21 protein-coding genes are annotated in these 25,438 nt (G+C 45.3%); 15 read left to right on the top strand and 6 right to left on the bottom strand.

The genetic code is table 11. The annotated features are described in order from the left end of the window. The first annotated feature begins 208 nt into the window (after nt 1-208). From VT06_RS07005 to VT06_RS06990, 4 genes are all read left to right on the top strand, one after another. Nucleotides 209-1,339, top strand: a complete 1,131-nt coding sequence (locus VT06_RS07005; protein ID WP_046553685.1) for an ATP-NAD kinase family protein — start codon at nt 209-211, stop codon at nt 1,337-1,339. Nucleotide 1,340: 1 nt separating this feature from the next. Further along, nucleotides 1,341-1,631: a YfcL family protein gene (locus tag VT06_RS07000; protein WP_046553577.1), complete on the top strand. Its 291-nt coding sequence runs from the start codon at nt 1,341-1,343 to the stop codon at nt 1,629-1,631. Nucleotides 1,632-1,731: 100 nt separating this feature from the next. Beyond that, on the top strand, nt 1,732-2,349 hold the full coding sequence (locus tag VT06_RS06995; protein WP_046553684.1) for an FKBP-type peptidyl-prolyl cis-trans isomerase: 618 nt from the start codon (nt 1,732-1,734) through the stop codon (nt 2,347-2,349). A gap of 176 nt (nt 2,350-2,525) precedes the next feature. Further along, a complete protein-coding gene (locus VT06_RS06990) occupies nt 2,526-4,220 on the top strand; it encodes a methyl-accepting chemotaxis protein (protein WP_046553576.1) in 1,695 nt (564 codons plus the stop codon). Between the two features lie 76 nt (nt 4,221-4,296). On the opposite strand, the gene dsbB is transcribed toward VT06_RS06990, so the two are convergent. Continuing rightward, complete coding sequence (gene dsbB, locus VT06_RS06985; protein ID WP_046553575.1) at nt 4,297-4,830, bottom strand: disulfide bond formation protein DsbB; 534 nt, start codon at nt 4,828-4,830, stop codon at nt 4,297-4,299. A gap of 173 nt (nt 4,831-5,003) precedes the next feature. On the opposite strand from dsbB, the gene fadR reads away from it, so the two are divergent. Beyond that, complete coding sequence (fadR, locus tag VT06_RS06980) at nt 5,004-5,720, top strand: fatty acid metabolism transcriptional regulator FadR (protein WP_046553574.1); 717 nt, start codon at nt 5,004-5,006, stop codon at nt 5,718-5,720. A 155-nt stretch (nt 5,721-5,875) separates the two neighbouring features. Beyond that, nucleotides 5,876-8,128, top strand: coding sequence for an aminotransferase class V-fold PLP-dependent enzyme (locus VT06_RS06975; RefSeq protein WP_046553573.1), 2,253 nt, complete (start codon nt 5,876-5,878; stop codon nt 8,126-8,128). Nucleotides 8,129-8,212: 84 nt separating this feature from the next. Here the strand turns inward: VT06_RS06975 and VT06_RS06970 are convergent, their stop codons facing one another. Then, entirely contained in the window at nt 8,213-8,902 is a 690-nt protein-coding gene (locus VT06_RS06970; RefSeq protein WP_046553572.1) for a ChrR family anti-sigma-E factor, read from the bottom strand. Further along, the gene (locus VT06_RS06965) at nt 8,886-9,545 is read right to left on the bottom strand and encodes a sigma-70 family RNA polymerase sigma factor (protein ID WP_200897929.1); all 660 of its coding nucleotides are present in this window, start codon (nt 9,543-9,545) and stop codon (nt 8,886-8,888) included. The genes VT06_RS06970 and VT06_RS06965 overlap by 17 nt, the downstream gene beginning before the upstream one ends. Nucleotides 9,546-9,894: 349 nt before the next feature. Here VT06_RS06965 and VT06_RS06960 point away from each other — a divergent pair, with 349 nt between their 5' ends. After that, nucleotides 9,895-12,378, top strand: a complete 2,484-nt coding sequence (locus tag VT06_RS06960) for a prolyl oligopeptidase family serine peptidase (protein ID WP_082122466.1) — start codon at nt 9,895-9,897, stop codon at nt 12,376-12,378. A 50-nt stretch (nt 12,379-12,428) separates the two neighbouring features. Here the strand turns inward: VT06_RS06960 and VT06_RS06955 are convergent, their stop codons facing one another. After that, nucleotides 12,429-13,124, bottom strand: coding sequence for an RluA family pseudouridine synthase (locus VT06_RS06955; protein WP_046553570.1), 696 nt, complete (start codon nt 13,122-13,124; stop codon nt 12,429-12,431). A 131-nt stretch (nt 13,125-13,255) separates the two neighbouring features. Here VT06_RS06955 and VT06_RS06950 point away from each other — a divergent pair, with 131 nt between their 5' ends. The 8 genes from VT06_RS06950 to VT06_RS06915 all read left to right on the top strand — a co-directional run bounded on the left by VT06_RS06950 (nt 13,256) and on the right by VT06_RS06915 (nt 23,497). Continuing rightward, nucleotides 13,256-13,927, top strand: coding sequence for an RluA family pseudouridine synthase (locus VT06_RS06950; RefSeq protein ID WP_046553569.1), 672 nt, complete (start codon nt 13,256-13,258; stop codon nt 13,925-13,927). A gap of 155 nt (nt 13,928-14,082) precedes the next feature. Next, nucleotides 14,083-15,054, top strand: a complete 972-nt coding sequence (locus VT06_RS06945; RefSeq protein ID WP_046553568.1) for a response regulator — start codon at nt 14,083-14,085, stop codon at nt 15,052-15,054. Continuing rightward, the gene (locus VT06_RS06940) at nt 15,047-15,418 is read left to right on the top strand and encodes an Hpt domain-containing protein (RefSeq protein ID WP_046553567.1); all 372 of its coding nucleotides are present in this window, start codon (nt 15,047-15,049) and stop codon (nt 15,416-15,418) included. Before VT06_RS06945 ends, VT06_RS06940 begins: the two co-directional genes overlap by 8 nt. Next, on the top strand, nt 15,411-15,776 hold the full coding sequence (locus tag VT06_RS06935; protein ID WP_046553566.1) for a response regulator: 366 nt from the start codon (nt 15,411-15,413) through the stop codon (nt 15,774-15,776). The genes VT06_RS06940 and VT06_RS06935 overlap by 8 nt, the downstream gene beginning before the upstream one ends. Next, nucleotides 15,760-20,613: an EAL domain-containing protein gene (locus VT06_RS06930; RefSeq protein ID WP_200897928.1), complete on the top strand. Its 4,854-nt coding sequence runs from the start codon at nt 15,760-15,762 to the stop codon at nt 20,611-20,613. Before VT06_RS06935 ends, VT06_RS06930 begins: the two co-directional genes overlap by 17 nt. Next, complete coding sequence (locus VT06_RS06925; RefSeq protein ID WP_046553565.1) at nt 20,610-21,437, top strand: sensor histidine kinase; 828 nt, start codon at nt 20,610-20,612, stop codon at nt 21,435-21,437. The genes VT06_RS06930 and VT06_RS06925 overlap by 4 nt, the downstream gene beginning before the upstream one ends. Before the next feature lie 36 nt (nt 21,438-21,473). Then, nucleotides 21,474-23,012, top strand: coding sequence for a bifunctional GNAT family N-acetyltransferase/carbon-nitrogen hydrolase family protein (locus tag VT06_RS06920; RefSeq protein WP_046553564.1), 1,539 nt, complete (start codon nt 21,474-21,476; stop codon nt 23,010-23,012). Nucleotides 23,013-23,167: 155 nt separating this feature from the next. Next, complete coding sequence (locus VT06_RS06915) at nt 23,168-23,497, top strand: hypothetical protein (RefSeq protein ID WP_052750187.1); 330 nt, start codon at nt 23,168-23,170, stop codon at nt 23,495-23,497. 136 nt (nt 23,498-23,633) lie between these two features. On the opposite strand, the gene VT06_RS06910 is transcribed toward VT06_RS06915, so the two are convergent. Then, on the bottom strand, nt 23,634-24,467 hold the full coding sequence (locus tag VT06_RS06910) for a class II glutamine amidotransferase (RefSeq protein ID WP_046553563.1): 834 nt from the start codon (nt 24,465-24,467) through the stop codon (nt 23,634-23,636). Then, nucleotides 24,452-25,405, bottom strand: a complete 954-nt coding sequence (locus VT06_RS06905; RefSeq protein WP_046553562.1) for a RimK family alpha-L-glutamate ligase — start codon at nt 25,403-25,405, stop codon at nt 24,452-24,454. The genes VT06_RS06910 and VT06_RS06905 overlap by 16 nt, the downstream gene beginning before the upstream one ends. Nucleotides 25,406-25,438: the final 33 nt, after the last annotated feature.

The raw sequence follows: 25,438 nt of genomic DNA, 5'->3' as shown, positions 1-25,438 counted from the left end.
TGTTAACAACCGGACAATGATACTTACTCTAAACCAGTCAGACCAGTGTCGCAAGTTTACTCAGCTGCCAGGCTGACTGGCTGATTAAAATGGGGTATTGGCCTTTTGTAACGGCCAGTATACTGGGCAACAGCCGGGTTAATCGTTACAATATGCGCCATTGGTTATGGTGTTAACGGACAGCATAGGTTTTATGGTACAGGGTCTTATGATTAATCAATTTCGGGTAGGGCTTATTATTAACCCGGTAGCCGGGCTGGGCGGAAGTGTGGCGTTAAAAGGCAGTGATGGCATGACAGCGCAAGCCCTGGCATTAGGTGCTGTGCCAATGGCACAGCCGCGCGCAGCCGCCGCACTAGCTGAGTTATTGGCTCAAAAAAATCAGTTTAACGTGCTTACGGTTGCCGGCGAAATGGGTGCTGATGTATGTGAAACGTTAGGGCTTAATTATCAGGTTTGTTATACCCCGGCTACGTTCCCAACCACCGCAAACGATACTGAGCAAGCGGCACAGGCAATAGCCGGACAGGGGGTAGATATACTGTTGTTTGCTGGTGGTGATGGTACGGCGCGTAATCTTTGTGCGGCGCTTGGCGAGCGCACTACAGTGCTGGGTATTCCCGCCGGTTGTAAAATTCACTCTGGTGTTTATGCTATTTCACCGCAGGCTGCCGGAAAACTGGTGCAGCGTTTAATTAACGGCGAGCTGGTGACGCTTCAAGACGCTGCTGTAATGGATATTGACGAAATTGCCTTTCGGGAAGGCGTAGTAAAAGCTAAACGTTATGGCGAGATGCGTATCCCGGCCGAACTGAGGTACGTGCAAAGTGTTAAAGCCGCGGGTAAAGAATCGGAAGAGCTGGTACTGGATGATTTAGCGGCTTATGTGGTTAGTCAGCTGGAAGATAACGTGCGCTATGTTATGGGCTCTGGTAGCACCGTGGCCGCTGTGATGGCCGAATTAGGCCTAACTAATACCCTACTGGGTGTCGATGTGGTAGAGAACGGCCAGCTGCTCGCCAGTGATGTTACCGCCGCACAGTTACTTGAACTGGTTAGCGGTTACCCCAGTAAGCTGGTTATAACCTTAATCGGCGGCCAGGGCCATGTGTTTGGTCGCGGCAATCAGCAGTTATCGCCAGCGGTAATTACCGCGATTGGCTGTCATAATATTATGCTGCTGGCAACCAAAACAAAATTACAACAACTTAACGGCCGGCCCTTGCTGGCGGATACCGGCGATGCGGCATTGGATAAGGCCTTACATGGCTTACTTAACGTGTTAACCGGTTACAACGACTATGTTATTTACCGCTTAGGGTACGAAGACGAGGAATAAAATGATAACAACTGCTGCTCCTGAACATTATATTGATGCTGTTGCGGATTACTTTGATGGCTTGATCCCTGAGGCGTCAGATGATCAATTATTTGCTGCTGGTTATTTACGCGGTCACTTTGATTTAGCCGTTGGCAACCTGGAGGTAATAGCGGAGCCTTTTGATAAAACCCAACTGTGTAATTGGGTTGAAAAAAGTTTGCAGCATGCTATTACCGCCGGTGAATTAGATAGCCATGATCAGTTGCATGTAAAGCAATTGTGGCAGCAAGTGCAGGCAATCGCTGCTTGAGTGGCGAGACATTTAGCCGGTAATGGGTTAGTATGTTGGCCGAATTTAATTGCTGCCTAACAAACTTATTTTGTCGGCAGCCCAGCAAAAAGTGGAATTTATGTCTGATAAATATACAACGCTTGAACAACACGCCAGCTATGGTATTGGTTTACAGATGGGCCAGCAATTAGCCGATAACCCGTTTGATGGTTTAGATATTACTGCAGTAGCTGCCGGTTTAGCGGCTGCCTACAATGAGCTTGAGCACGACGTCAGTGAAGAACAAATTCGGGCGGCTTTTGGGGTAATTAGCGAGCGGATGCAGGGAGCTGAGCAAGAAAAAGCCACAGCACTGGCTGAAGCTGGCGAAATGTTTTTAACTGAAAATGCCAAGCGCGCTGAAGTTACGGTTACCGCTTCTGGTTTGCAATATGAAGTACTGGTAGCTGCTGAAGGCGAGAAGCCAACGTCTGCTTCAACTGTTCGTACGCATTACCATGGTACGTTAATTGACGGTACGGTATTTGACAGCTCTTATCAGCGCGGCGAGCCAGCTGAATTTCCGGTATCAGGTGTAATTGCTGGCTGGACTGAAGCATTACAGATAATGGCTGTTGGTGCAAAGCTGCGCTTATTTGTACCGCAGAACCTGGCCTACGGCGAGCGCGGTGCAGGCAACGCGATTGCGCCTTTTAGTACTTTGGTATTTGATGTTGAGTTATTGGCTATCGTTTAATCGCCAAACGTTAGTTTAACCCTATTAAGCCTTGCAATTGCAGGGCTTTTTACTCTATTTTATATTGATACTTTACTCTGGTTAAACAAAGTATTTCAAAAATTCACGGTTTTTCAGCCGTTTGCCAATATTATTTATACTTTACTCCTTGCCGCTAAATTAAAAGAGAGTGCCTGATGCAAAACCTAACCATTCGCCGCCGAATTTTATTACTGGCGCTGTTACCAAGCACCTTGTTAGCTATCTTGCTGGTTACGTTTAGTCTTTATCAGGCCCGAGATCTGGGCCAGCAAGGGGTGCGTCATTTTGAAGAAATTTTTAAAGAAAATCAGCAGCAGGTAATCAAAAATTATTTACAGCTTGGCCGCACAGCTATTGCGCATTTGTATCAAGATCCGGCAGCAGCAAGTGATCCGGCCATTCGTCAACAAGCGATAGCGATTTTACGCCAACTCCGGTTTGATGATAGCGGCAGCATGGGCTATTTCTTTGTTTATGATAAGCAAGGTATCAATATTATGCACGCGGCTAATGCCTCGCTGGAGGGGCGCAACTTAATGGGCTTGACAGATCCCAATGGGGTCGAAGTTATTCGCGGCTTATGGCAGGCTGCGCGCGATGGCAGTGGCTATTTATATTACCACTGGAATAATCCTGAAACTGGTGAAACTGCCCCTAAACTGGGCTATGCTGAAGAGTTGACGACATGGGGATTAATGTTAGGGACCGGCTTTTGGATTGACAGCTTAGATACTCAGGTGGGCATAATGCAACAACGGGTTGATAACTCACTTAGTGCCAGTTTGATTCGATCGGTTATTACCGCTTTAATTGCGCTGGTTGCTATTACGTTGTTAGCGATGTTGGTGGTCAATAGCATTATTACACCATTAAATAACGCCGTAACGGCCATGACCAATATTGCTAAGGGGGGCGGTGATTTAACCCATCGTCTGGAGGTGTACGGTAATGATGAGTTATCGAAGCTTGCTCAGGCATTTAATCAATTTGCGCAACAGGTGCGAGATTTAGTAGCACGAGTGGCTAGTTCCAGTACTACGCTTAATATGAGCGCGGGTGAATTAAACGCCATATTGGCGAAGTCTGCACAGGGTGTTACCCGGCAACAATCTGAAAGCGATCAAGTCGCAACTGCTATGAATGAAATGGCGGCTTCAGCACAAGAAGTCGCAGACAGCGCCATGAAGGCTTCTACGGCAGCAGCGGGTGCTGAGGAGTTAGTTACCAACTCCAAAGATACGTTAAACAAAACGGTTATTGTTATTGATGGTTTGGCAAAGCAAGTTAGCCATGGGGTAGAAGTGATCGGTGAGCTTAGTCATGAGTCTGATAATATTGGTGGTGTGCTGGATGTAATCCGTAGTATCGCCGATCAAACTAATTTATTGGCATTAAATGCGGCAATTGAGGCCGCCAGAGCAGGTGAGGCGGGTCGGGGTTTTGCAGTAGTTGCTGATGAAGTTCGGACATTGGCAAGTCGGACTCAAAAAAGTACTCAGGAAATTCAACAGATGATTCAGCGCTTGCAGGCAGGCATTAGTGCGGCAATTAACCTGATTGAAAACCTAAAACAAAGCAGTACCAGCAGTGTTGCTGAAATTCATCAGGTAGAGTTGGCCTTAAATAGCATTAGCAATGCGGTAATAACGATTAATAATATGAATGCACAAATTGCTACCGCCGCTGAACAGCAAACCCATGTTTCGGGCGCCATCAATGAAAATATTCACCAAATAGTAGTGGTTACCGAAGAAACGGCTGCCGGCACCCTTACTGCAAGTGAAACGTCAAAACGGCTTAATAATTTGGCAGTAGAGTTGAGTGAGTTAGTGAGCAGTTACAAGGTATAGCGTTACCTTGCAGCAAGCCAGCACGCTAAATGCGGGCTGGTTTGCTAACGGGCATGTTCAAAGCGGCAAGTGGCGTTTAGCGGTAGGGATTATTTGAAATTCGGCCTAATTGCCCCAGTAATACGACTGCCGCCGAAATGGCATATGCCCATAAAATTAGCCAGGTCCAGTACGCCATGCTTAAGCCTAAAAACTGCCAATCGACCGCGCCACAACTGCCCGTTACTTCAAACACGCTTGGCCACCATTTATCCAGGGCTAACCAGGCAGGAAACTCAGCAAATAGTGCACAGCTGCTAAAGCCACCCGCTGCCAGAATTTGTTCAATATTCACCAGTTCATTTGCCTGATAAATACCAAACGCCGCACTGCTAAGCCAAAATATAATAGCCAATAGCCGCAGCACCCCAAGTTTAGGTGCCAGTAAGCCAAGTAATGCAGCAACAATAATGCCGGCAAAAGCTACCCTAATATAGATACATTTAATACAAGGTTGCAGGTTTAATCCATATTGAAAATATAACGCACCGGCCTCAATGGCGAGGGCACTGAGCAGTAACAGTAACCAGGACAGGCGATGGCGCGATATTTTTTTTATTGTAGCCAGCATTCATTTTTCCTATTGTTCTTACTATCAACCAATGGGCTAATTTAAGTGATTTGCACCTATTACACAATTGCTGTGTGCTGACCCTTTGGCTATTTTTAGTCGCTGGCTTGTTAACTGTCAGTGCTCTGGTACAATCAGTCCACTTATATAATGACCCTGATGGACTCTTTGGTATGACCAATCTGATAAAAGCGCAAAGCCCTGCCGGTTTTGCTGAAGAATATATTGTTGATTCGATCTGGAACGGTAAGTTCGCCCCCGGATCTATTTTACCGGCAGAGCGTGAGCTGTCTGAACTGATTGGTGTAACCCGAACCACCTTGCGCGAAGTACTGCAGCGTTTAGCCCGGGATGGCTGGTTAACCATTCAGCACGGTAAACCAACCAAAGTGAATAATTTTTGGGAAACGTCGGGTTTAAATATATTAGAAACGCTGGCACGGCTTGATGAAGAGCATATGCCAGACTTGGTTGACGAACTGTTGTCAGCCAGAACGAATATTAGTGCCATTTATATTCGCGGTGCCATAAAAACCCATCAGCAGCAGGTAGTGGATATTTTCACCGGGGCCGAAAGTCTTGCTGATACTGCCGAAGCGTTTGCTGAGTTTGATTATAATTTAAACCATGAGCTGGCCTTGCATTCGTCAAATCGAATTTATGTATTAATTTTAAATGGCTTCCGTGGTTTGTATAACAAAATTGCCCGTTTTTATTTTTCGCATCCGGCTGCCCGTGAGCTTGCCCGGCAGTACTATCAGCAGTTAAAAAATTATGCCCAGGCCGGTAAACACGATGAAGTGGTAATGGCGGTGCGAAAGTACGGTAAAGAAAGTGGCATGATTTGGGCAGAGCTGCGGCCCGACATTCCAAAAGATCTGATTGAATAACCCCTGGGGCTGCACAATGCAGCCTTTTTTATAACGATTGATTGCAGTTTCAGTCAGCGGTGCTTGTTGTTTGGGTAGGCGCCCTTTATGATGTGTTGTTATAAGATATTTCTTTTCGCTATAAGCAGTTTTGCGCTGCATAAAAGGCCCTGAGGATGACAGCGACACATTCCATACCCCGAACCCGAACTGCTGAAGTTTACTTAGACAATAATGCCACTACCCCGGTATTACCGGTTGCGGCGGCTGCAGCAATGCAGTGTATGCAACAACAATTCGGTAACCCCAGTAGCAGCCACGCTACCGGTATAAAAGCCAAAGCCACGCTGGAGCAAGCCCGTAGCCTGGCCCGTCAGCTTATCGGTGCCGGGAAAGGCCGTATTTTGTTTACCTCTGGTGCCACTGAGGGCATTCAAAGCTCAGTGGTGTCAGCAATGCTGGCACTACGGGAACAACATCGTGGCGGGCCGGCAACCTTATTATTGTATGGTGCTACTGAGCATAAAGCGGTGCCGGAAAGCCTTAAACACTGGAATAGTGTTCTGCAGTTAAATGCCACCGTAGTGGCTATACCGGTTGATGAAAATGGCCAGCTTAATTTAGCTTTTATTCACCAGCATGCCCCGGCCGCAGGGCTTATTTGTACCATGATTGCCAATAATGAAACCGGTATTACTCAGCCGCTGGCAGAACTTGAAAGCTGTATTCGGCAGGCTAATCCAACGGTTTACTGGTTGGTAGATTGTGTGCAGGCGCTGGGCAAAATGGCGCTAAGTTTAGCGGAGACCACAATTGATTACGCCCCCTTTAGTGGCCATAAACTCTATGCGCCAAAGGGCATTGGTTTCTTGTATGTGCGACCAACAGCACCTTATCAGCCGTTTATTACCGGCGGGGGCCAGGAAGGTGGGTTACGCTCTGGTACTGAAAACTTGCCCGGAATTGCTGCTTTAGGTGCGGTATTAACTGAATTACAGCGCACTGATGGCGACGTGTTTCAAGCTGAGGCAATGTTATGGCAGTATCGGGCTGAATTATTGGCGGCACTGCGATATGTCTTTCCTGAGTTAGTACTCAATAGCGATAAGCCGTTTATTGTAGCAACGACGCTTAACTTTTCCGTACCTGGTTTTTACAGTAAAGACATTATGGATTTATTTGATGCTGCCGGTATTCGGATAAGTTCAGGTTCTGCCTGCAGCTCAAAAGTGCCGAGCAGTTTTGTGTTAGATGCGATGGGTTTAGCGCCGTGGCGCTCTCAGGGCGCTATTCGCTTATCTTTTGGCCCGGCAATGACGCCCGCTGAGTGCAGCTTGGCTTGCAACGCTATCAGCACCTTAAAAGCCGTGGTGAATAGGCATTGTTTAGTGGTAACTGATGCCACCCCAACGTTGGAAATTCATGCCAGTGGCTTATTGCAGCTAAAGCATGAAGACAGTTGCAGTTATTTATTAATTGATGCAGATAGTGCTAAAGCTATTGTTATTGATCCGGTACCGGCTTTATTAAACCGCATTGTTAATATTATTCAGGGCCGGCAGTTAACCTTGCTGGCGCTAATAGATACTCATCAACATATAACTGAGCACAGTGCCAGTAAATTACTACGCCAGGCACTACATTTTGAGCCAGTCAATTGTGACAGCTTTGGTTGGCCGCTAGCGACTGAGCAGCTAACATTAGGCCGCTATCAGCTTACCCGGCTAAGCACCCCAGGCCATTGCAGCAACGCTATAAGTATTCTGCTGCAGCGTCAGCAGCAGGTTTTGGCGGTATTTGTAGGTGATCTTATTTTGCCAGGTGGTATCGGCCGTACAGATTTAGCCGATGGCTCTGCCAGCCAATTACAGCAAAGTATATTGCAGCTGGCACAGCAGATCACTGCCGATACCTTGTTATTATCAAGCCACGATTATGGCCAGCGTTTTGCCACTACCCTCGGGTTGGCGCAACAGGAAAGCCAATTATTTGCTAAGCTGCTAGCCGCTGAACCGGTAGCACAATGGCAGCGGGAATTGAATGCGCAAACTGCAGCATTACAGCAAGCCAGTCATTACTATTGTGGTTTGGTAGAGGTTGCGCCGACGGATGCCAGTCGGTTGATTGATAAAGCGGAAATAACGGCGTTATTAGTGCAGCAACCAGCGCTGCAAGTGGTTGATGTGCGTGAGCCTCACGAGCAAACCGCGGGGCCGCTTGCCGGTTATTTACCTGCAACAATAAAAGTACTGGAGTTACCGTTATCTAAATTCTGTGATGCGCTAATAAACCAGCAGTTAGATCCGACGCGGCCTTTAATGCTGGTATGTCGCAGTGGCAACCGCAGCTTATTGGCCTGTAAAGTACTGCGCCGCTTTGGTTTTAATAGCGTTTACAATTTAAGCGGTGGTATGGCTATGCTAGCTTAGCGTGCAAAATAGCAGCTAAAAAAAGCGCCGTAAAACGGCGCTAAAGCTTGCTCCACCAAGCTATTCTTTGCAAACTACAGCACGTTAATAAAAGAACTGCTGCAGCGGGTTTAATAAACGGGTTAAGCCTTTATTAAACTTCAGCGGCGCACTTAAAACGGATAAACATAAACAGTCTTCGTCAGCCAGCGTCCTCGGAGTGTGGGTGTCATCTGGCGAGTTAATCAATAAATCGCCAACACCGTATTCGCCATTTTCATCAACTATTTTACCAGCCAGTACTAATGTCATTTCCAAACCCAGGTGAGTGTGGTTTGGTACCTCAGTCCCTTTATCAATATATAGCAATGAAACATGTTGTTTTTCACCAGTGGGCAACTTAGCAGTAGCAATACCACCGAGTTGTAACCACTTATTATGTTTCTCTGCCAAGCGGGATAAGGCGCGTGGTATTTCAAATGTTCTGCCATTAACGGTGACACTGGCAACCTGTGGCAAGGCATTGCTGCGCTGCACGCTAGCGGCTGAAAGACCAGGTTGGCTGGTAATAAAATCGACCATTTGTTGCCAATCTTGCTGCTCGTCATGTGCGCTAACATTCTGCTCGCCTAAAGAGGCTGCTTGGTCAATGGTAATGTCATGGCTTAATTGCTGGCAATGTGGGCATAAGTCGATGTGTGCTGACACCGCAAGGGCGACATCGGCAGACAACGAACCTTCAACATATTGTTCCAGCAACATTAAGCCGGGATGAAATTTAACTGCGTGTGTCATCAAATGCCTCTCTCAATCTGTCCAGTGCCAATCTAATACGTGATTTTACCGTACCCAGTGGTATAGCCAATTCATCAGAAACTTCCTGATGTGATTTTTCTTCCAAATACACTTTCTGCATTACCATACGTTGTGCTGGTGGTAATGCATCAAAGTGCGGCGCTAATTTTTCACTCATCAGGATAGTATCCCAATGTTCACTACTATTGCTTTCTTGTTCCGGATAATCACCGTCAAACCATAAGTCGTCTGCGCTGATGTCGTCTTTACGGCTTTGTTTCTTGCGTAGCATGTCAAAACGAACGTTTCTGGCTATAGTGAAAATCCAGGTTGATGCACAACCACGGCTAGCGTCAAATAAGCGAGCTTTACGCCAAACGTTAAGCATGGCGTCTTGCACCATTTCCATCGCTTGTTGTTCATTGCCGAACATTTTCATACCGAAGGCTTTAAGCCGAGGTGCAAAATATTTAAATAATTCAGCATAAGCCAATTTATCTTCATTTAATGCCACCAGCGTAAGAGCGTCTTCCCATTGGCCAGTTCGTATTTCGTTGTCAGTAGTTATGGTCATCCGTTGCGTTATTCGCTTCTGTCTGTTTGAAGCATCATGATGCCCTGTTAGCGCGGTAGTTTCCAACATATTTGTTTAATCCCGGCTTAAATAGTTAACTATATCTTGACTATCTATTACGCAACTAACCAAGGCCTGGTTTACTGCTATATAAATCATAAAATAGAAAGGACTGGTATTATTTTTCAGTTTTCATTCTATTATTTAATAAAATCTGGATCGTACACCGACTGCTGACACGTTAATAAAGCGATTATGATCATAAATCGAGCAACAAAATTGCTGACTTTTTTAAGTGTTCTCAGCCGGGAAAAGTAAATTCTGCCGTAAATCCCGGCTATTCAACCGTATCCTGTTGCGTTAATAGGCAAGGCTTTGTATAACAGAGACGATATTAACTAAGCACAAGACGTAAACAATGAAAACACGCAATTACATAGTATTTGGCGCTGTTTGCGCCGGGTTTTTGCTGACCAGTCACCTAGGCTATAGCAAAACAGAAGCACAAACCTTTAGCACTGCCCCGTTAAGTGTCAGTTCGCCTTATCAGGCTGATGCCACTATTACGTTTAGCCTTGAGCAAATAATGGCCGACCCTGATTGGTTGGGGCGTGCACCAGAAAACGCTTTTTGGGGGGCGGACAGCAAACAGGTTTATTATCAGCAAAAGCGAGCGGGCAGTGAGCTGCGAGACTGGTTTCATCTGCCACTACATGCTACTGACAATGGCACCACCGTACCCTTGTCGCAGTTGCATCAAATGGGCAGTAGCAATATGCAATATAGTGCTGACCGAAAAATGCAAGCCTATGTGTTTGAAGGTAATATATTTTTACGCCGGCTTGATAGCCAAGGCCAGCAACAAGTGCAGCAAATTACCCGCAGTAATGCCATTCACAGTGCCCCGCAGTTTTTACTGGATAACCGTTTGGTGTATCGCCAGGAGTGGACTTATTACAGTGTTGATTTAACCACTGGGTTAAGCAGTGAGCTAATTAGCCTTAAAACAGCCGACAAACCGAAAGCGCCGGCAGCACCCAGCGGTTACCTGGCGCAGGAGCAGCTAAAACTAATTGGTTATGTAGCGAAAACGCAACGTGATAAAACCGAGCAACATGAAGCTAACGAAGCCATGCTTGCTGCCAATCCTTCTTTGGCGCCAGTAGCAGCGTATTTTGGCAAAGATCAGCAAATTGTTGACGCAAGTTTATCGCCTAAAGCAGATTACCTGCTGGTGGCTATTCGTAAGAACCAGCCTCGCAATGAAAAAGATATAATGCCTAACTATATTACCGCCAGTGGTGATATTGCCGCCGAGCCAGTTAGACGGCGGGTTAATGACTTTAAACCCGAGCCACAGCGCTTAATTCTGGTGTCATTAACCGATGGTACGCAGTATCCGTTAAGTTACACCAGTCTGCCTGGTTACAATGAAGACGTACTGGCCGATGTAAAGGCAGAAAATGCCAAAGCGAAAGGTGAAAAGTATCAAACTGCAAAGGTGATCCGGGATATTGGCCTGATGACCGATTGGTATTGGAGCCAAAGCGCCATGCGCTGGCACAATAACGGTCAGCAGGTGGCGATAATGCTAAAAGCTTTTGACAACAAAGACCGTTGGATAGCCACCATTAATGTTGATAAAAAAACCTTGGTACCACAGCATCGCTTGCACGATAAAGCTTGGATAAACTATGCCTTTAATGACTTTGGTTGGTTTAATAACAGCGAGACGCTCTATTTTTTGTCTGAAGAAAGTGGTTATTCGCATTTATACACTAAGGCATTAACCCGTCGTAAAGCCACTAAAGTTACTAATGGCACGTTTGAGGTAAGCAACCCGGTATTAACGGCTGATGATGGTTATTTATATTTTAAAGCTAATGTCTCTCATCCGGGAGTCTATGATGTACACCGGTTTAGCGTTGGCAACAGCCAAACCGAACAACTGACCCGGTTAGGCGGTATGACAGATTTTGAACTGGCCCCGAATGAACAGCAATTATTGTTGCGCCACTCCACTAATGTTATGCCAGAAGAGTTATATGTCATGGCGGCGCAGAGCCAAGCCGAAGTGGTTAAACTAACCGATACCGTTTCTGCTGAATTTAAACAGTTGCCGCTGTTTGCACCAAAAGTTGTTGCTGTGCCATCTAGTCATAGCAAGCAGCCGATATTCAGTAAAGTGTATTACCCAAAAGATTATCAGCAGGGTGAGCCACGCCGGGCGGTTATTTTTAACCATGGTGCGGGTTATTTGCAAAACAGTGATCTGGGCTGGTCTGGTTATTTTCGCGAGTTTTTATTTCATAACCTGTTGGCACAGCAAGGTTATGTCGTAATGGATATGGATTACCGGGCATCAAAAGGTTATGGCCGTGATTGGCGCACCGCGATTTATCGCCAGATGGGTACCCCGGAAATTGAAGACTTGGCTGATGGTGTAAATTGGCTGGTCACCAATGCTAATGTTGACCGTAAGCGCATAGGTACTTATGGCGGTTCATATGGTGGCTTTATGACGTTTATGGCGCTGTTTAAACAGCCGGAGTTATTTCAGGCCGGTGCGGCATTAAGGCCTGTTAGTGACTGGGCGTATTATAACCATCCTTATACGTCTAATATTTTAAACACGCCTGATATTGATCCTATTGCTTATGAGCGTAGCTCGCCGATTTATTTTAGCCAGGGCTTGAATAAACCGCTGCTAATTAATGCACCAATGGTAGATGACAATGTGTTTTTTCAGGATGTGGTGCGGCTGGTTCAGCGCTTGATTGAGCAGGAAAAACAGGATTTTGAAACGGCTATTTACCCGGTTGAACCGCATGGTTTTCGCCAGCCAAGCAGTTGGTTAGATGAATATCGGCGCATTTACAAGCTGTTTGAACAGCATCTTTAAACCACAATAACTGATGTTAACAACGTCTCCTTTACAGGAGACGTTGTGCCTTAACTGCCAGGCCAGTGTAGCTGGCCCTTGGCATTAACAAAGTCAGTATCTGCAGTAAATTCAAGCTCTTTGCCAGAGTAAGGGTGTTGCAATATTAAACTGGCGGCATGCAATAGTAAGCGTGGTGCGGCCGCTAATATTTCTGGCGGCGCGTAAAACGCATCGCCCAGAATAGGGTGGCCCAGTGCCAGCATATGCACCCGTAGCTGATGAGAGCGACCGGTTACGGGCTTTAACTCGACCAGCGCTGAGTCAGAAAATTGCTGTATTACCCGATAATGCGTTAATGCCGCTTTGCCTGTTTGGTAACAGACTTTTTGGCGTGGTGCATGTTCAGCATCGACCGCCAGCGGAAAATCAATGCTACCGCTGGGTAATTCCAATGCCCCGGCGACCACCGCCAAATAGCGTTTTTTAACCAGTCGCTCAGCGAACTGGCGTTTTAGCTCACGTTCTGCTTTACGCCGAAGCGCAATTACGACTACCCCAGAGGTACTTAAATCAAGCCGGTGAACCAGCTGCGCCAAGTCAAAACTTGCCTTTACCCGGCTGAACAAACTGTCGGCTAATGCCGGACCGCGTCCCGGGTTAGTGAGCAGGCCGCTGGGTTTGTTCAGTACAATAAGGTCTTTGTCCTGATATAAAATATCAAGCCAGGGAGTAGTAGGGGGGTGGTAGTAAAAGGGTTCAGCCATAACCTGTTATCTGGTATAAGTTCGCCGTGCAGCATAGCCGATTTTGCGCTGCAGAAAAACTGCTTATCAGGCATAATGACCAGCTGTCCTGTCGTGGTATAACGGATTAAATTAATGAGTGTGACCTAATAATGACTGATTTATCTGAACTGGCTGTGCTTAGGGCTACCAACGAGCCGTTTACTGTGTTGTATCAGGATGAGCAGCTAGTGGTGGTGAATAAACCCGCCAAACTACTGACGGTGCCCGGCCGCCATCCGGCTAATCAAGATTGTTTAATCAATAGAGTACAATGCGAGTGGCCAAGTGCCTCGGTAGTGCACCGGCTGGATTACGACACCTCGGGCATTGTGTTGCTGCCGCTGACTAAACGCGCCTTATCAGAGCTTAGTAAGCAATTTCAGGCGCGTACTATTATTAAGCAGTATCAGGCGGTGGTAACGGGCTTGGTCGGGCCGGCAAAAGGCGAAATAAACTTAGCCATTGTAGCCGATGAGGCTAACCGGCCATTATATAAAATTTGTGCAATGACCGGTAAGCCGTCATTAACCCAGTTTCAGGTTCTTAGCCGCGATAGTCGCGCCTTGCAAAGCCGATTATTGCTAACGCCCATTACGGGCCGCTCGCATCAGTTGCGGTTGCACTTACAGGCCATTGGCCATGCTATTTTGGGCGATACGTTATATGGCAACATTGATACCAGCCAAAGCGCAGAGCGGTTGTTATTGCACGCGTGCTCTATTCGCTTTAGTCATCCGTTTACCGGTGAGGTGATTAGTCTCAACACCACTGCAGCATTTTAATCGCTTATTTAACGCTTTTTCGATAACGGTGTGGTTTTCTGGATAAGTTTTGCAATTTGCTAATGACAACATTATCAGCGGATCTATACTAAAACGAATGTAATGCTATAAAGAATAGCTGTATTTTGGTAAGGATTGAGGTAACGTAAATTACTATGTTAATTCGAAATATTAAAGTTTTGGTAGTTGATGACGTCAACCTGATGTGCGATTTTTTGTATGGTGTTACCAATAAGATTATCGGTTGCCAGGCGTTAAAAGCACCTGATGGCAAAACAGCGTCAGATTTTTTGCAAAATGAAGCAATTGATTTATTAATTACTGATATTGAAATGAAAGCACCTTCTGGCTTAGAGTTGGTGCAGCGATTGCGTGCCGGCATGTTTGGCAGTACCTCGCACGATATCCCGATCATTATCTTTTCAGGCAATGCCTACCGCGAGTTTATTGAACAAAGTATTGCTTTTGATGTAAATGATTTTTTAGTCAAGCCGATTACGTCAGCACAGTTAACCAAAAAAATTCAATACCATTTGCAGCATGACAAAGTGATCGCGCCGGCTGCGCATTATATGGACCTTATGGCCAATTTGGCTATTGCTCCCGACACCGAACCAGAGCCCGATCGCAGACTGCGGGTTGCCATTGTGCGTGAGTTGCCAGAAACCAAAGCCAAGAGTGCTGAGCAGATCGAGGTTGAGGACACTAAAAGCGCTCAAAAAGATTTTTTAATATGGCCGGAAAATGCTACTACCGGCTATTTTCAGCTTGACCGACGCATGCGTAATTTTGCTTTTCTTCTTAGCTGTTTTCACAATGTGTTTGTGGGTAACTGCAAACCAATCGCCATTGAAAGTGAGCGAAAAAGAGCCTGCGAAGCATCAGATTATTTGTTTCATATTGCAAAAAATATTAAAAATAAAGATCAACGCCTAGATTTTTGGCTGTTATACCAGCAGCGACTGGAAAAGTTAAAACCTTTAGCGCTGGAACTAAGCAATGTCAACATTAAGCATCATAGTCAGGTACTGCTGTTACTTAAACGGCTAGCATACTGGTGGACACAAAGCTGCAGCCGGCCAATAATCGAGCTTAATGAAAATAAGCAAGATACCGGTTATGATTAATTCAGCCGACCCGCCAATATTAGACATATCAATACTTATCGAGATGTATGGTGATAGCCATGCCGACACTATTATTCCGGCGTTGGTTGGCTTTCGGGACGAAGCAACTGACTATACTGAGCAATTGCAACAGGCAGCACAACAACAAGATGTCGCAGAAATCGCTAGGCTAAGCCATAGCTTAAAAGGAATGTGCGGTTTAGTTGGTGCCTGTCAGTTTATGTTGTTGTGTCAGAAAATTGAAGACGCTGCCAGACAGTGGAATCAGCAACGCTTAACAGATTACTTACCAACGTTCGAACCTGCCTGGCGGGTGTTACTGGCTGAGCTTAAGAGTAACCTACGGCAACTGGGCCATGCTTAACCTGTTATTTATTGACGATGATGCTTTTGTGCTGAGCGCTTACCAGCGTATGTTGCACCGCGAAGCTCACCACTGTCATTTTTTGCAATGGCCAGAACAGGTTTGGTCAGAGCCTGAATTGGCAAACATGCATATGATATTTGTAGATCAGCAAATGCCAGGAATAAATGGCACTGATCTGTTATGGCAATTACAACAACGCTACCCGCTAATTAAGCGGGTGTTAATAAGCGCTAATGTAAATTTAGCGCTACGTCAAAAACATCCGGAATTGCTGTTAGATGCTATTTTGACCAAGCCCTGTAGCAAACTTATTTTAATGAACTGTATCAAGGAGCTTAATGGAGACAGCCAATAAAAACATGATAAATAATCGGCTTCGGCTCAGCAGTTTAATCTGGAGTAGTGTGTTCTTCAGCAGCTTGATGATTGTGTTATTTGCGGTTTCACTGGTGTTGCTAAAAACCTTACTGTTTAAAGATAACACTGATCATTGGTTGATGCAGTTACCCGATACTGCGTTGGCGTTATTGGCGACAGTGCTATTTCTGTTTGCTGCAGTTAGTAATAAACGCTATCTCTGTTTTGCCGGGCTGCTGATCATTACCACTATTGCCATAGCGGGGCTGCTTTGGTATCAGCCGGTTTTGAATACCGCAACCCCAAGCTGGTTAAGCAGCCAAAGCAGGCTGCCATTATGGCAAAGTATCGTGTTATTGTTGTTGTGTTTACCTTGGTTTGTTGATTGGTATTACAAAACCTGGTCTGGGCTTTTTAAGCTAAGGCTGTTGTGTCATCTTGTAGCGATAGCATTCTGTTTATTTATACTGCTGGCCCGCACTCGTCTTGTTGTCGAACTCAACTTAGGTTTAGGTGCGTTTAACTTTAACACTGCCGCAGCAGCATATTCGGCGTTGCTACTCATCATATTAGCCGTGGCAAGTTGGGCTGCGCCCTATGTTAAACGGCGAGCCTACAGCGACTATTCTCGTGGCAGCAACTGGCTTCTAGTTGGCTTTATTACCTTTGCAGCCACCTCGTTATGGTTTAATTTTGCTTATCAATTGCAAACTGAGGTCAGGCAAACAACCAATGACCTGGCCGACCGGCTGCAACATAATGTTGATGAGTTGGTGGCACAGCAGCGTGGATTATTAAATCGCCTGGCTGAACGTCTTAATGTGGCTGATACTACGCTGGCGCTGTCTTATGTTGAGGTTGAGTTTCAGAGTTATTTACGTGATTTTCCTTACATTGATTATTTAGCGGTGCAGGGCGCTGCTGGGCAATTGTTGTATGCAAAAGCGCAGCAACAGCATGAGTTGCCATGGTTTAATCAGTATTTACAGCAACAAAACCTGCTATTTCAACAACTGCCTGCCTGGCAAAACGCGCAGGAAATTAGCATTTACTACGACAGTGCAATCGATCATGCCTTTTTAATGGTTACGCTGCCATCTGTTAATCAAGCAGGCGTGAAGCAATTGGTGGCTAGTGTCGACTTTTCCAAAGCGTTAAATCATGTTTTGCATGGCATAGTGCCCAAGGGCTACTTTATCCAACTGTTGACGCGGCAATCGCAGAGCAGGTTGTACGATTCTAAGACAGCAATACCGCACACCACGTATATTGACTCGTTTGACATTGATGTTGTGCCTGGACAGCGCTGGCAGTTGCAGGTTTTTACTAATTTAAAAACAGATGCGACAAGTTCTTTGCTTTCCGCCGAGGTTATGCTGCTGGCTGGCTGGTTAGCCACCGTGCTGGTGATGTTAAGTCAAAAGCTCTATCAGCAAAGCCAACGTCATCGTGCCCGGCTGTTAGTCAGCAACAATACGTTGCGACAGAACATCGCTGAACTACAGCGGTTAGAGCGGCAACATCAACAGATCATGACCAATTCTGCAGATATGATTTGCGTTATTAGCCGTCAAGGCAACTTGGTTCAGATAAGTGCGTCGTGTCAGCACATCCTTGGATACCGGGAGGATGAATTGTTAGGCCGGGCATTTATTGATTTTGTTCATCCGGACGATAAAATTATTACAGATAATGTCTATCAAAAAATACTTGAGACAAGCAAGTTAATCTCTGGTTTTAGAAACCGTTATTTACGTAAAGATGGCAGTGAAGTGTATTTAACGTGGGAGGCCAATTATGTTGCCAGCCTCGGTTTACTGTACGCAACCGCCAGAAATGCTACTGACAATATTAAAGCTGAACAATACCAGAATGATCAGCAAACAGTGCTGAGAATGATGTCTACTGAGCAGCCATTAACGGTGATATTTAATAGCATTTGCCAAATGGCCGAGCGGCAAAATAGTACAGTTCGCGCTGCTGTAATGTTAGAAAATAGCCAACAGCTTGAACTTGCTGCGGCGCCTTCACTTAGCCCGGCGTGTAAAACCGCACTACACCGTTTTACGGTTGCTGATAATCAAGGTTGTTGTGGTACTGCCGCTTATCATAAAAGTCTGGTGTTAGTGGCGTCTATTGCGAACGACGAAAAATGGCGGGCGGCTGCACCTGTGCTAGTGGCGAATGAATTACTAGCGTGCTGGTCGATGCCAATGGTGTCTTTGCAGGATAATGTGCTGGGTACCTTTGCGTTGTATTGCACCCAAAGCCGCAACGCTACCAAAGATGAGTTAGAATTGATGATTACCTGTAGCCGTTTTGCCGCAGTAGCGATAGAACGGGCCAGGCACAAACATCAGCTGCAGCAAAGTGAACAGCGCTACCGCTCATTATTTCATTTTAATCCGGAACCGGTTTATGTTATTAACCCAAAAGGTTACTTCATTGACATGAACCAAGCGGGATGCCAACTCCTAGAGCACAGCTTAGCTAAAATTAAAACCATGCATTATGAGCAGGTTATTTTGCCTGAACATCTGGCCAGGGTGCATCAGCATTTTGCCAGTGTACTGGCTGGTAATCCTGAACGATTTGAAGCGTCCATTGTTTCCAGAACGGGAAAGCAGCTGGAGTTATACATTTCGATAGTTACCACCAGAGAAGATGACAAGGTGACCGGGGTCATCGGTATATCTAAAGACATTACTCAGCGATTAAAAGCTGAGCAGCAATTACAGCTGTTTAAACGGGCCGTTGATGCAACCTCCAATGGTGTGGTAATTTCTGATCTGACCAAACCTGACCAGCCGGTAAGCTATATCAATTCAGCGTTTGAGCGATTAACTGGTTATAGTGCAGAAGAAATGATTGGTCAAAACTGCCGTATACTGCAAGGCGCAGAACCTGATGTTCTGGCGATAAACCAAATTCGGCGCGCGATAGCCACTAAGCAAGAATGCAATGTGATCATTAAAAACTATCGTAAAGATAACAGCTTGTTCTGGAATCAGCTTTTTTTAGCCCCGGTACCGAACGACAGTGGCGCTATTACCCACTACATTGGCGTGCAAACTGACATTACCGCGCAAAAACGTTATGAACAAGAACTGGCTTACCACGCTTCGCATGACATATTAACCAGTTTGCCTAACAGGGCGTTACTTGAAGACAGGCTTAGCCAAAGCTGGTTGACCGGATTGCGCCGCCAACAAAAAGTAGCAATATTATTTATCAATCTAGATAGTTTTAAAATAATTAATGACAGCCTTGGCCATTTAACCGGTGATGAAGTATTGAAACAAACCGGGCTGCGAATAATATCTTGTATCAGGCCGGGCGATACGCTGGCTAGAATTGGCGGCGATGAGTTTGCGTTGTTGCTAACAGATCTTAATGATAAGGCTGAAATTGTGGTAGTGGCAGAGCGGATCTTACAGGTTGTTGCCAGCCCGTTGCAGATTAACAGTGAGACGTTGCATATTTCGGCCAGTATTGGTATTAGCGTATCGGATGAACAATTAACTGAGCCGATGCACTTAGTACAACAGGCCGATTTGGCGATGTATCGGGCTAAACAATTGGGTCGCAATAATTTTCAGTGGTATAGCAGCGAACTTGATATTGCATCAGGCAAAAAACTAAATTTACGGGCACAATTGAAAAAAGCCATTGTTAACGAAGAATTTGAGTTGTATTACCAGCCGCAAATCGATGCGTTAAGTGGTGATGTGGTCGGGCTGGAAGCACTGCTGCGCTGGCCACACCCGGAGCTGGGCTTTATCAGCCCGGATGAGTTTATTCCACTAGCCGAGAATTCCGGTGAGATAATACCCTTAGGTAACTGGGTAATTAATACTGCCAGTCAATACAATAAATCACTAATAGAGCGCGGTATTAGCTGTGTGGTAATGGCAGTAAATGTGTCGTCTATTCAGTTTGGTCGTGCTGATTTTGTTGAGAACTTACAACAGACGATAGCGCAAAATGGCTTAGACCCACGCTGGTTTGAAATTGAACTCACCGAATCGTTATTGTTTGAAAATACCGAGCAAGTGATTTTAAAACTGCAACAGTTACGACAACATGGTGTAAAAATTTCAATAGATGATTTTGGTACAGGCTACTCCAGTCTGAGCTATTTAAAACGCTTGCCAATAGATAAGTTGAAAATAGATCGTTCTTTTATTCAGGATATTGTTTCAGATAAACGGGATGCTGCAATCAGTAAAGCTATTATTGGATTGGCGCACCATTTGGATATTAAAGTTATTGCTGAAGGGGTAGAGAACGAAGCGCAGGCTGCTTTACTGAGAAAAAGCTTATGTGATGAATACCAAGGCTATTATTTTGGTAAGCCGATGCCAGCAGACAGGTTGGAGCTTTACTTAACCAATTATCAGCAGAATCGTGTGATTCGACCAGAGTTAGTGAAGGGTGGTAAAACCTTGCTGTTGGTGGATGATGAAGAGAATATTTTAAGTGCATTAGTGCGGGTAATGCGGCGTGAAGGCTATCAGATCTTAAGCTGTACCAGTGCCATGCAAGCATTTGAAATTCTGGCGATAAATCAAGTGCAGGTCATTGTTTCAGATCAACGGATGCCGGGCATGAGTGGCACTGAGTTTCTAAGTCAGGTTAAAGATATGTATCCTGATACTATCCGTATTGTGTTATCGGGTTACACTGATTTACGCTCGGTTACGGACGCTATTAACAAAGGGGCTATTTATAAATTTATGACTAAACCATGGCAAGACAATGAATTACGTCAGGAAATTAAGATGGCGTTTAGTGAGTACCAGAAACAACTGACAAGCAAACTAGGGCAGCAATGAAGCAGCCTGAAACGGTAAGCCCAGAGCAACTGGCGCAGTTGTACGCTGAACTTGCGGTGATGAAAGAGCGGTTGTTACAGTCTGAAAAGCTGGCTTCGCTGGGTCAGTTGGCGGCTGGTGTGGCGCACGAAATTAATAATCCTATTGGCTATGTTGCTTCTAATATGACAGTGCTGGCCGAGTACTCCAATAGTTTAATTAATTTGGTAAAACTACTGAGTCAACAAGTTAACGAAGTGTCTCGCAGCGCTTTGTGGGCCCAGTTTGATTTTGACTATGTTTGTGCCGATTTACCGAAGCTAGTAAAGGAATCAGAGCAGGGGCTCAGCCGAGTTGTGGAAATTATCCGCGATTTAAAAGATTTTTCGCATATTGACGAAGCTGAATTTGTTGAAGCGGACTTGCAGCTGGGGATATTGTCTACCCTTAATCTGGTTGGTAATGAGCTTAAGTATAAAGCAGAAGTTATTAAAGACTTTACCGAGCTGCCAAAACTACGGTGTATTCCATCGCAGCTGAATCAGGTATTATTGAATTTGTTGGTAAATGCAGCGCAGGCAATAGAGCAGGATGGTATTATCCGGATAACCACTGGTTTTGATAATTCCTGGGTGTGGTTTGAAGTGTCTGACAATGGTAAAGGAATGGACGATGCCGAGCTAGCCCGTATTTTTGAACCGTTTTATACCTCTAAACCTAAAGGCGAGGGCACGGGCCTTGGGTTGTCGCTATCCCGCAGCATTGTCGAGAAACACCATGGTGTCATTGAAGTGAGCAGTACGCCGGGCGCCGGCAGCTGTTTTACGGTAAAAATTCCGCGGTAATTAGCCGTTATAAACAGTAAGTATTTAGGAGATGTTATGGAAGCCAATCATGTCGAAATTCGCCATCTTACCAATCAGGATATGGCAGAGCTGCGCGAGGCGTCCGAACAGGTTTATCAAACTGGCCCGCTTCTAACTTGGACGGCAGATGTGGTTGATACCTTACTGACCAAGTTTCCCGATGGCCAGATATGTGTTTGTGTCGATGGTAAAGTAGTTGGCTGTGCCTTTTCGTTAATTATTGATTACAGCAAATTTAGTGATGACCACACCTATGAGCAAATAATCTCGGGTTGTTCTTTTGATAATCATGACCCGAACGGCGATGTGTTATATGGCATTGAAGTGTTTATTCATCCGGATTACCGTGGCTTACGTTTGGCCCGTCGCTTATATGATGTGCGTAAAGAATTATGTGAAAACTTAAATTTACGGGCTATTATGGCCGGCGGCAGAATGCCAAATTATGAGCAACATGCCGACACCTTAAGTGCCAAGCAATATATTGAAAAAGTTAAACGTAAAGAGCTATACGATCCGGTACTGAGCTTTCAGCTGGCCAATGGTTTTCACGTTCGAAAATTGTTAAAAGGGTATATTCCGGGCGATGTTGAATCGTTGGAATATGCTACTTTGCTAGAGTGGCTGAACATTTATTACACTAAGTCGGTAAAGCTGATTAATGCCCCAAAAGCAGAAGTGCGATTAGGCTTGGTGCAATGGCAGATGCGCAGCATGGAAAACATTGACAAACTGTTTGAGCAAATGGAGTTTTTTGTTGATGCGGTATCAGACTATAAAAGCGACTTTATTTTATTTCCAGAGCTGTTTGCCGCGCCACTAATGGCACATTATAACCATTTAAGTGTGACGCAAAGCATTCGGGAACTGGCAAAATACACTGAAACTATTCGGGATAAATTTGTCGATTTTGCTATTGCTTATAACATCAATATTATCACCGGCAGTATGCCGTATCTGATAAATGGTAAGTTATACAACAGTGGCTTTTTATGTCGGCGTGATGGTAGCTGGGAGCAATATGACAAAGTACATGTTACCCCATCGGAGAAACGTAATTGGGCCATGACTGGCGGTAGTAAGGTAGAGGTATTTGATACTGACTGCGGCAAAATTGGCATTATGATTTGTTACGATGTCGAATTTCCGGAATACGCCCGCTTATTATCTGATCAGGGTATGAACATCTTGTTTGTGCCTTTTTTAACAGACACCCAGAACGGCTATACCCGGGTACGGCACTGCGCCATGGCCAGGGCTATTGAAAATGAATGTTATGTGGCCATTGCCGGCGCAGTGGGTAACCTGGCCCGGGTAAATAATATGGATATTCAGTATGCGCAGTCGGCCTTGTTTACCCCATCCGATTTTTCCTTTCCAACTACCGGCATCAAAGCCGAAGCCACGCCAAATTCTGAAATGTTGCTGATTGTTGATGTTAATCTCGATTTACTAAAAGAGCTGCACACACATGGAAGTGTGCACACTATGAAAGATCGGCGGCATGATGTGTATCAGTTATCGTTGGTTAATCCACCTAAGCCTAAAAAATAAGGGGCCTTTGCCAGCTGATATTTTCAAAATCCGGTAAAGAGGTGTAATACCACTAAATATTTGTATTGCTATGGCTTTTGCTGCACCGGTACAAGCCTCATCATAACAATATGTACCTGAGATAAGCAGTGTGCATACTGTTATCATGAGGTGTTATGCGTTGGCTAAGTCGTTTCGCCATACTGGTGTATTTTAGCTTATTGTGCTCGCTGCAAGCATTGGCAGTGCAAGACAGCCGTATTGCACCACTGGGCGACTCGCAACTGCAAGCGCTAACCCCGGCGCTGCATCACTACACCTTAGTAACTGCCAATGACAATGACGACCCACCGCCAGCCGTTTTAATTACCGATAACAACAATAATTGCCGCCATATTGCCCCAGAAAAACTAACTAGTATTGCTGGCAAGTTTGCCACAGTGTGTTTACGTGTGCTTCAGCCGCGGGCGCCGCCAGTACCTTCTTCACTATTACATTCATTGTAAACAATCAGGCGGCTGTCGGTTTATGTTGCCAGTGCCATTGCACAAACGCTGGGGATCCAGCGGGAAGATATGCTACCACCGGCAGAGAAAGACGGCGAGCAAACCGCACCGCTGGTGTAACAACAGAGGGGACAGGTTAGTCGTCAAGAAACCGTTCTGTAGTCACTTGATTAAGATAAACAGTAGTAAACGAATTATTTGGAATTTTAGTCCATTTGTCGCTGATATTGTCCAACGGCTCAGATACGATTATGGTGCTACCCGCAGGGATCCGCGGTTTATCGACGGAAAACTCTTGTAGACAATTGCTATCGTTTGAAACAAATTGGGTCATCGGCGCTTCGTTGTAGGAATAGCGTAAAGTATATAATTTTTCACCATCGGCAATGGCGCACGACAAGTTAAGCACACTGTTTTGGTCTTCGCTGCTTAATATTTGTAGTACTTCTCTAACCATTTTTTGCATTGCTGATTTTGGGTTGTCCAGCAGGCCATAGGTAATTGCCATGAAAAAAAAAGTTTCGCTGTCTGTGGTACCTTGTAATAGCGGAAAAAGCTCGGGTGCTATTTTTAATTGCAGTTGGCGGCGTAGTTTGCTGAAATTGGTGATATGGCCATTATGCTGAAATAACCAATTTTTATAACGAAACGGGTGGCAATTTGAACGTTGAATATCGCCGGTTGTTGTAGCTCTGATATGTGCCAAAAACATGTGAGACTTTACTTGGTGACAGAGGCTGTCAAGATTGGTATTGTGCCAAGCTGGTAAATCATCTTTAAACAGGCCCGGTGTTTCACGTTTATCGTACCAGCCAATACCAAAGCCGTCACCGTTAATACTCAGTAGCTCACCACTAGTTGTATAATTCATCTGGCTATGCTGGCTTTGCACCACCAATGAATGATCAGGTTTGGTTACTAGCGAGTCCAGATAAATAGGTCTGCCGGTGTAGGCTATCCATCGGCACATAAAATCTCCCTCGGTGATTCAAGTACTTTTGCACTAGTATAGCGATGCTCATAAAAGTTGCCCACTTGTGCCACGACATGGTCGATAATAGCATCGGCTATATTTACCCCGGTAATACATTCAATGCCCTGCTCGCCAGTAAAATCGGGGGAGATATTAATTTCCAGCAACAGTGGACCTTTGTCAGAGTGAACAAAGTCGACTCCGGCAATATTAATACCAATAGCAGCCGTAGCCGACAATACTATTTCTTCCTCTTCGGCCGTTAACTCATAGGCTTCCGAGTGAGCGCCCAGTGCAACGTTGGATCTGAAATCACCATCCTTAGAGCGCCGACACATGGCCGCTACCACTTTACCACCAATCACAAAGGCTCTGACATCTGTGCCTGCGGCTTCTTCCACGAAAGATTGAATAACATAAGAGGCACCCAGTTGGCCAAGTGTGTTCACTAAATTGTCCATTTCTTTTAAGTTGTGAGCCAAAAAAATACCGTTGCCCTCGGTGCTTTCAATCAGTTTAACAATCATTGGTGTGCCAATGGTTGTTGCCAGTTGCCGGAAACCCTGTGGCGAATAAGCAATGGCGGTAGCCGGAAAGGGTAAACCTCTGGCCAGCAAGTACTGCAGGCTTTTTAACTTGTCGCGTCCCAGACGCAGTGCTGAAGGTGACTCGCTGACATAAGTTTGGCTGCAAATAAATTGCTGCAATACATTGGTGCCGTAATCTGTAAAGCTGACATTTAACCGCGGCACTATTGCATCAAAGGTTTTGGTTATATTCTGTTCGCGACAATAGATAACTGACTCGTCATTGTTCAGTACCATACTGATATCTCTGATATTACACAGCTCCACATGATGGCCTTTAGCCTTTGCTGCCTCTAGTAAGCTATGATCATCTTTTTCCTGATCCGTGGATAAAATACAGATATGCATCTTGATAAATCCCTATATTTGTTATGTAAAAGT

The organism is Arsukibacterium sp. MJ3 (assembly GCF_000987765.1).
Taxonomy (GTDB): Bacteria; Pseudomonadota; Gammaproteobacteria; order Enterobacterales; family Alteromonadaceae; genus Alishewanella.
Note: the sequence above shows the minus strand (reverse complement) of the source record. Positions and strands in the feature narration are given on the sequence as shown.

Excerpts from the sequence above, each read along its gene's own strand:
- VT06_RS07005 (WP_046553685.1), top strand. The coding sequence starts at position 209 with ATGATTAATCAATTTCGGGTAGGGCTTATTATTAACCCGGTAGCCGGG.
- VT06_RS07000 (WP_046553577.1), top strand. The coding sequence starts at position 1,341 with ATGATAACAACTGCTGCTCCTGAACATTATATTGATGCTGTTGCGGAT.
- VT06_RS06995 (WP_046553684.1), top strand. The coding sequence starts at position 1,732 with ATGTCTGATAAATATACAACGCTTGAACAACACGCCAGCTATGGTATT.
- VT06_RS06990 (WP_046553576.1), top strand. The coding sequence starts at position 2,526 with ATGCAAAACCTAACCATTCGCCGCCGAATTTTATTACTGGCGCTGTTA.
- dsbB (WP_046553575.1), bottom strand. The coding sequence starts at position 4,830 with ATGCTGGCTACAATAAAAAAAATATCGCGCCATCGCCTGTCCTGGTTA.
- fadR (WP_046553574.1), top strand. The coding sequence starts at position 5,004 with ATGACCAATCTGATAAAAGCGCAAAGCCCTGCCGGTTTTGCTGAAGAA.
- VT06_RS06975 (WP_046553573.1), top strand. The coding sequence starts at position 5,876 with ATGACAGCGACACATTCCATACCCCGAACCCGAACTGCTGAAGTTTAC.
- VT06_RS06970 (WP_046553572.1), bottom strand. The coding sequence starts at position 8,902 with ATGACACACGCAGTTAAATTTCATCCCGGCTTAATGTTGCTGGAACAA.
- VT06_RS06965 (WP_200897929.1), bottom strand. The coding sequence starts at position 9,545 with ATGTTGGAAACTACCGCGCTAACAGGGCATCATGATGCTTCAAACAGA.
- VT06_RS06960 (WP_082122466.1), top strand. The coding sequence starts at position 9,895 with ATGAAAACACGCAATTACATAGTATTTGGCGCTGTTTGCGCCGGGTTT.
- VT06_RS06955 (WP_046553570.1), bottom strand. The coding sequence starts at position 13,124 with ATGGCTGAACCCTTTTACTACCACCCCCCTACTACTCCCTGGCTTGAT.
- VT06_RS06950 (WP_046553569.1), top strand. The coding sequence starts at position 13,256 with ATGACTGATTTATCTGAACTGGCTGTGCTTAGGGCTACCAACGAGCCG.
- VT06_RS06945 (WP_046553568.1), top strand. The coding sequence starts at position 14,083 with ATGTTAATTCGAAATATTAAAGTTTTGGTAGTTGATGACGTCAACCTG.
- VT06_RS06940 (WP_046553567.1), top strand. The coding sequence starts at position 15,047 with ATGATTAATTCAGCCGACCCGCCAATATTAGACATATCAATACTTATC.
- VT06_RS06935 (WP_046553566.1), top strand. The coding sequence starts at position 15,411 with ATGCTTAACCTGTTATTTATTGACGATGATGCTTTTGTGCTGAGCGCT.
- VT06_RS06930 (WP_200897928.1), top strand. The coding sequence starts at position 15,760 with ATGGAGACAGCCAATAAAAACATGATAAATAATCGGCTTCGGCTCAGC.
- VT06_RS06925 (WP_046553565.1), top strand. The coding sequence starts at position 20,610 with ATGAAGCAGCCTGAAACGGTAAGCCCAGAGCAACTGGCGCAGTTGTAC.
- VT06_RS06920 (WP_046553564.1), top strand. The coding sequence starts at position 21,474 with ATGGAAGCCAATCATGTCGAAATTCGCCATCTTACCAATCAGGATATG.
- VT06_RS06915 (WP_052750187.1), top strand. The coding sequence starts at position 23,168 with ATGCGTTGGCTAAGTCGTTTCGCCATACTGGTGTATTTTAGCTTATTG.
- VT06_RS06910 (WP_046553563.1), bottom strand. The coding sequence starts at position 24,467 with ATGTGCCGATGGATAGCCTACACCGGCAGACCTATTTATCTGGACTCG.
- VT06_RS06905 (WP_046553562.1), bottom strand. The coding sequence starts at position 25,405 with ATGCATATCTGTATTTTATCCACGGATCAGGAAAAAGATGATCATAGC.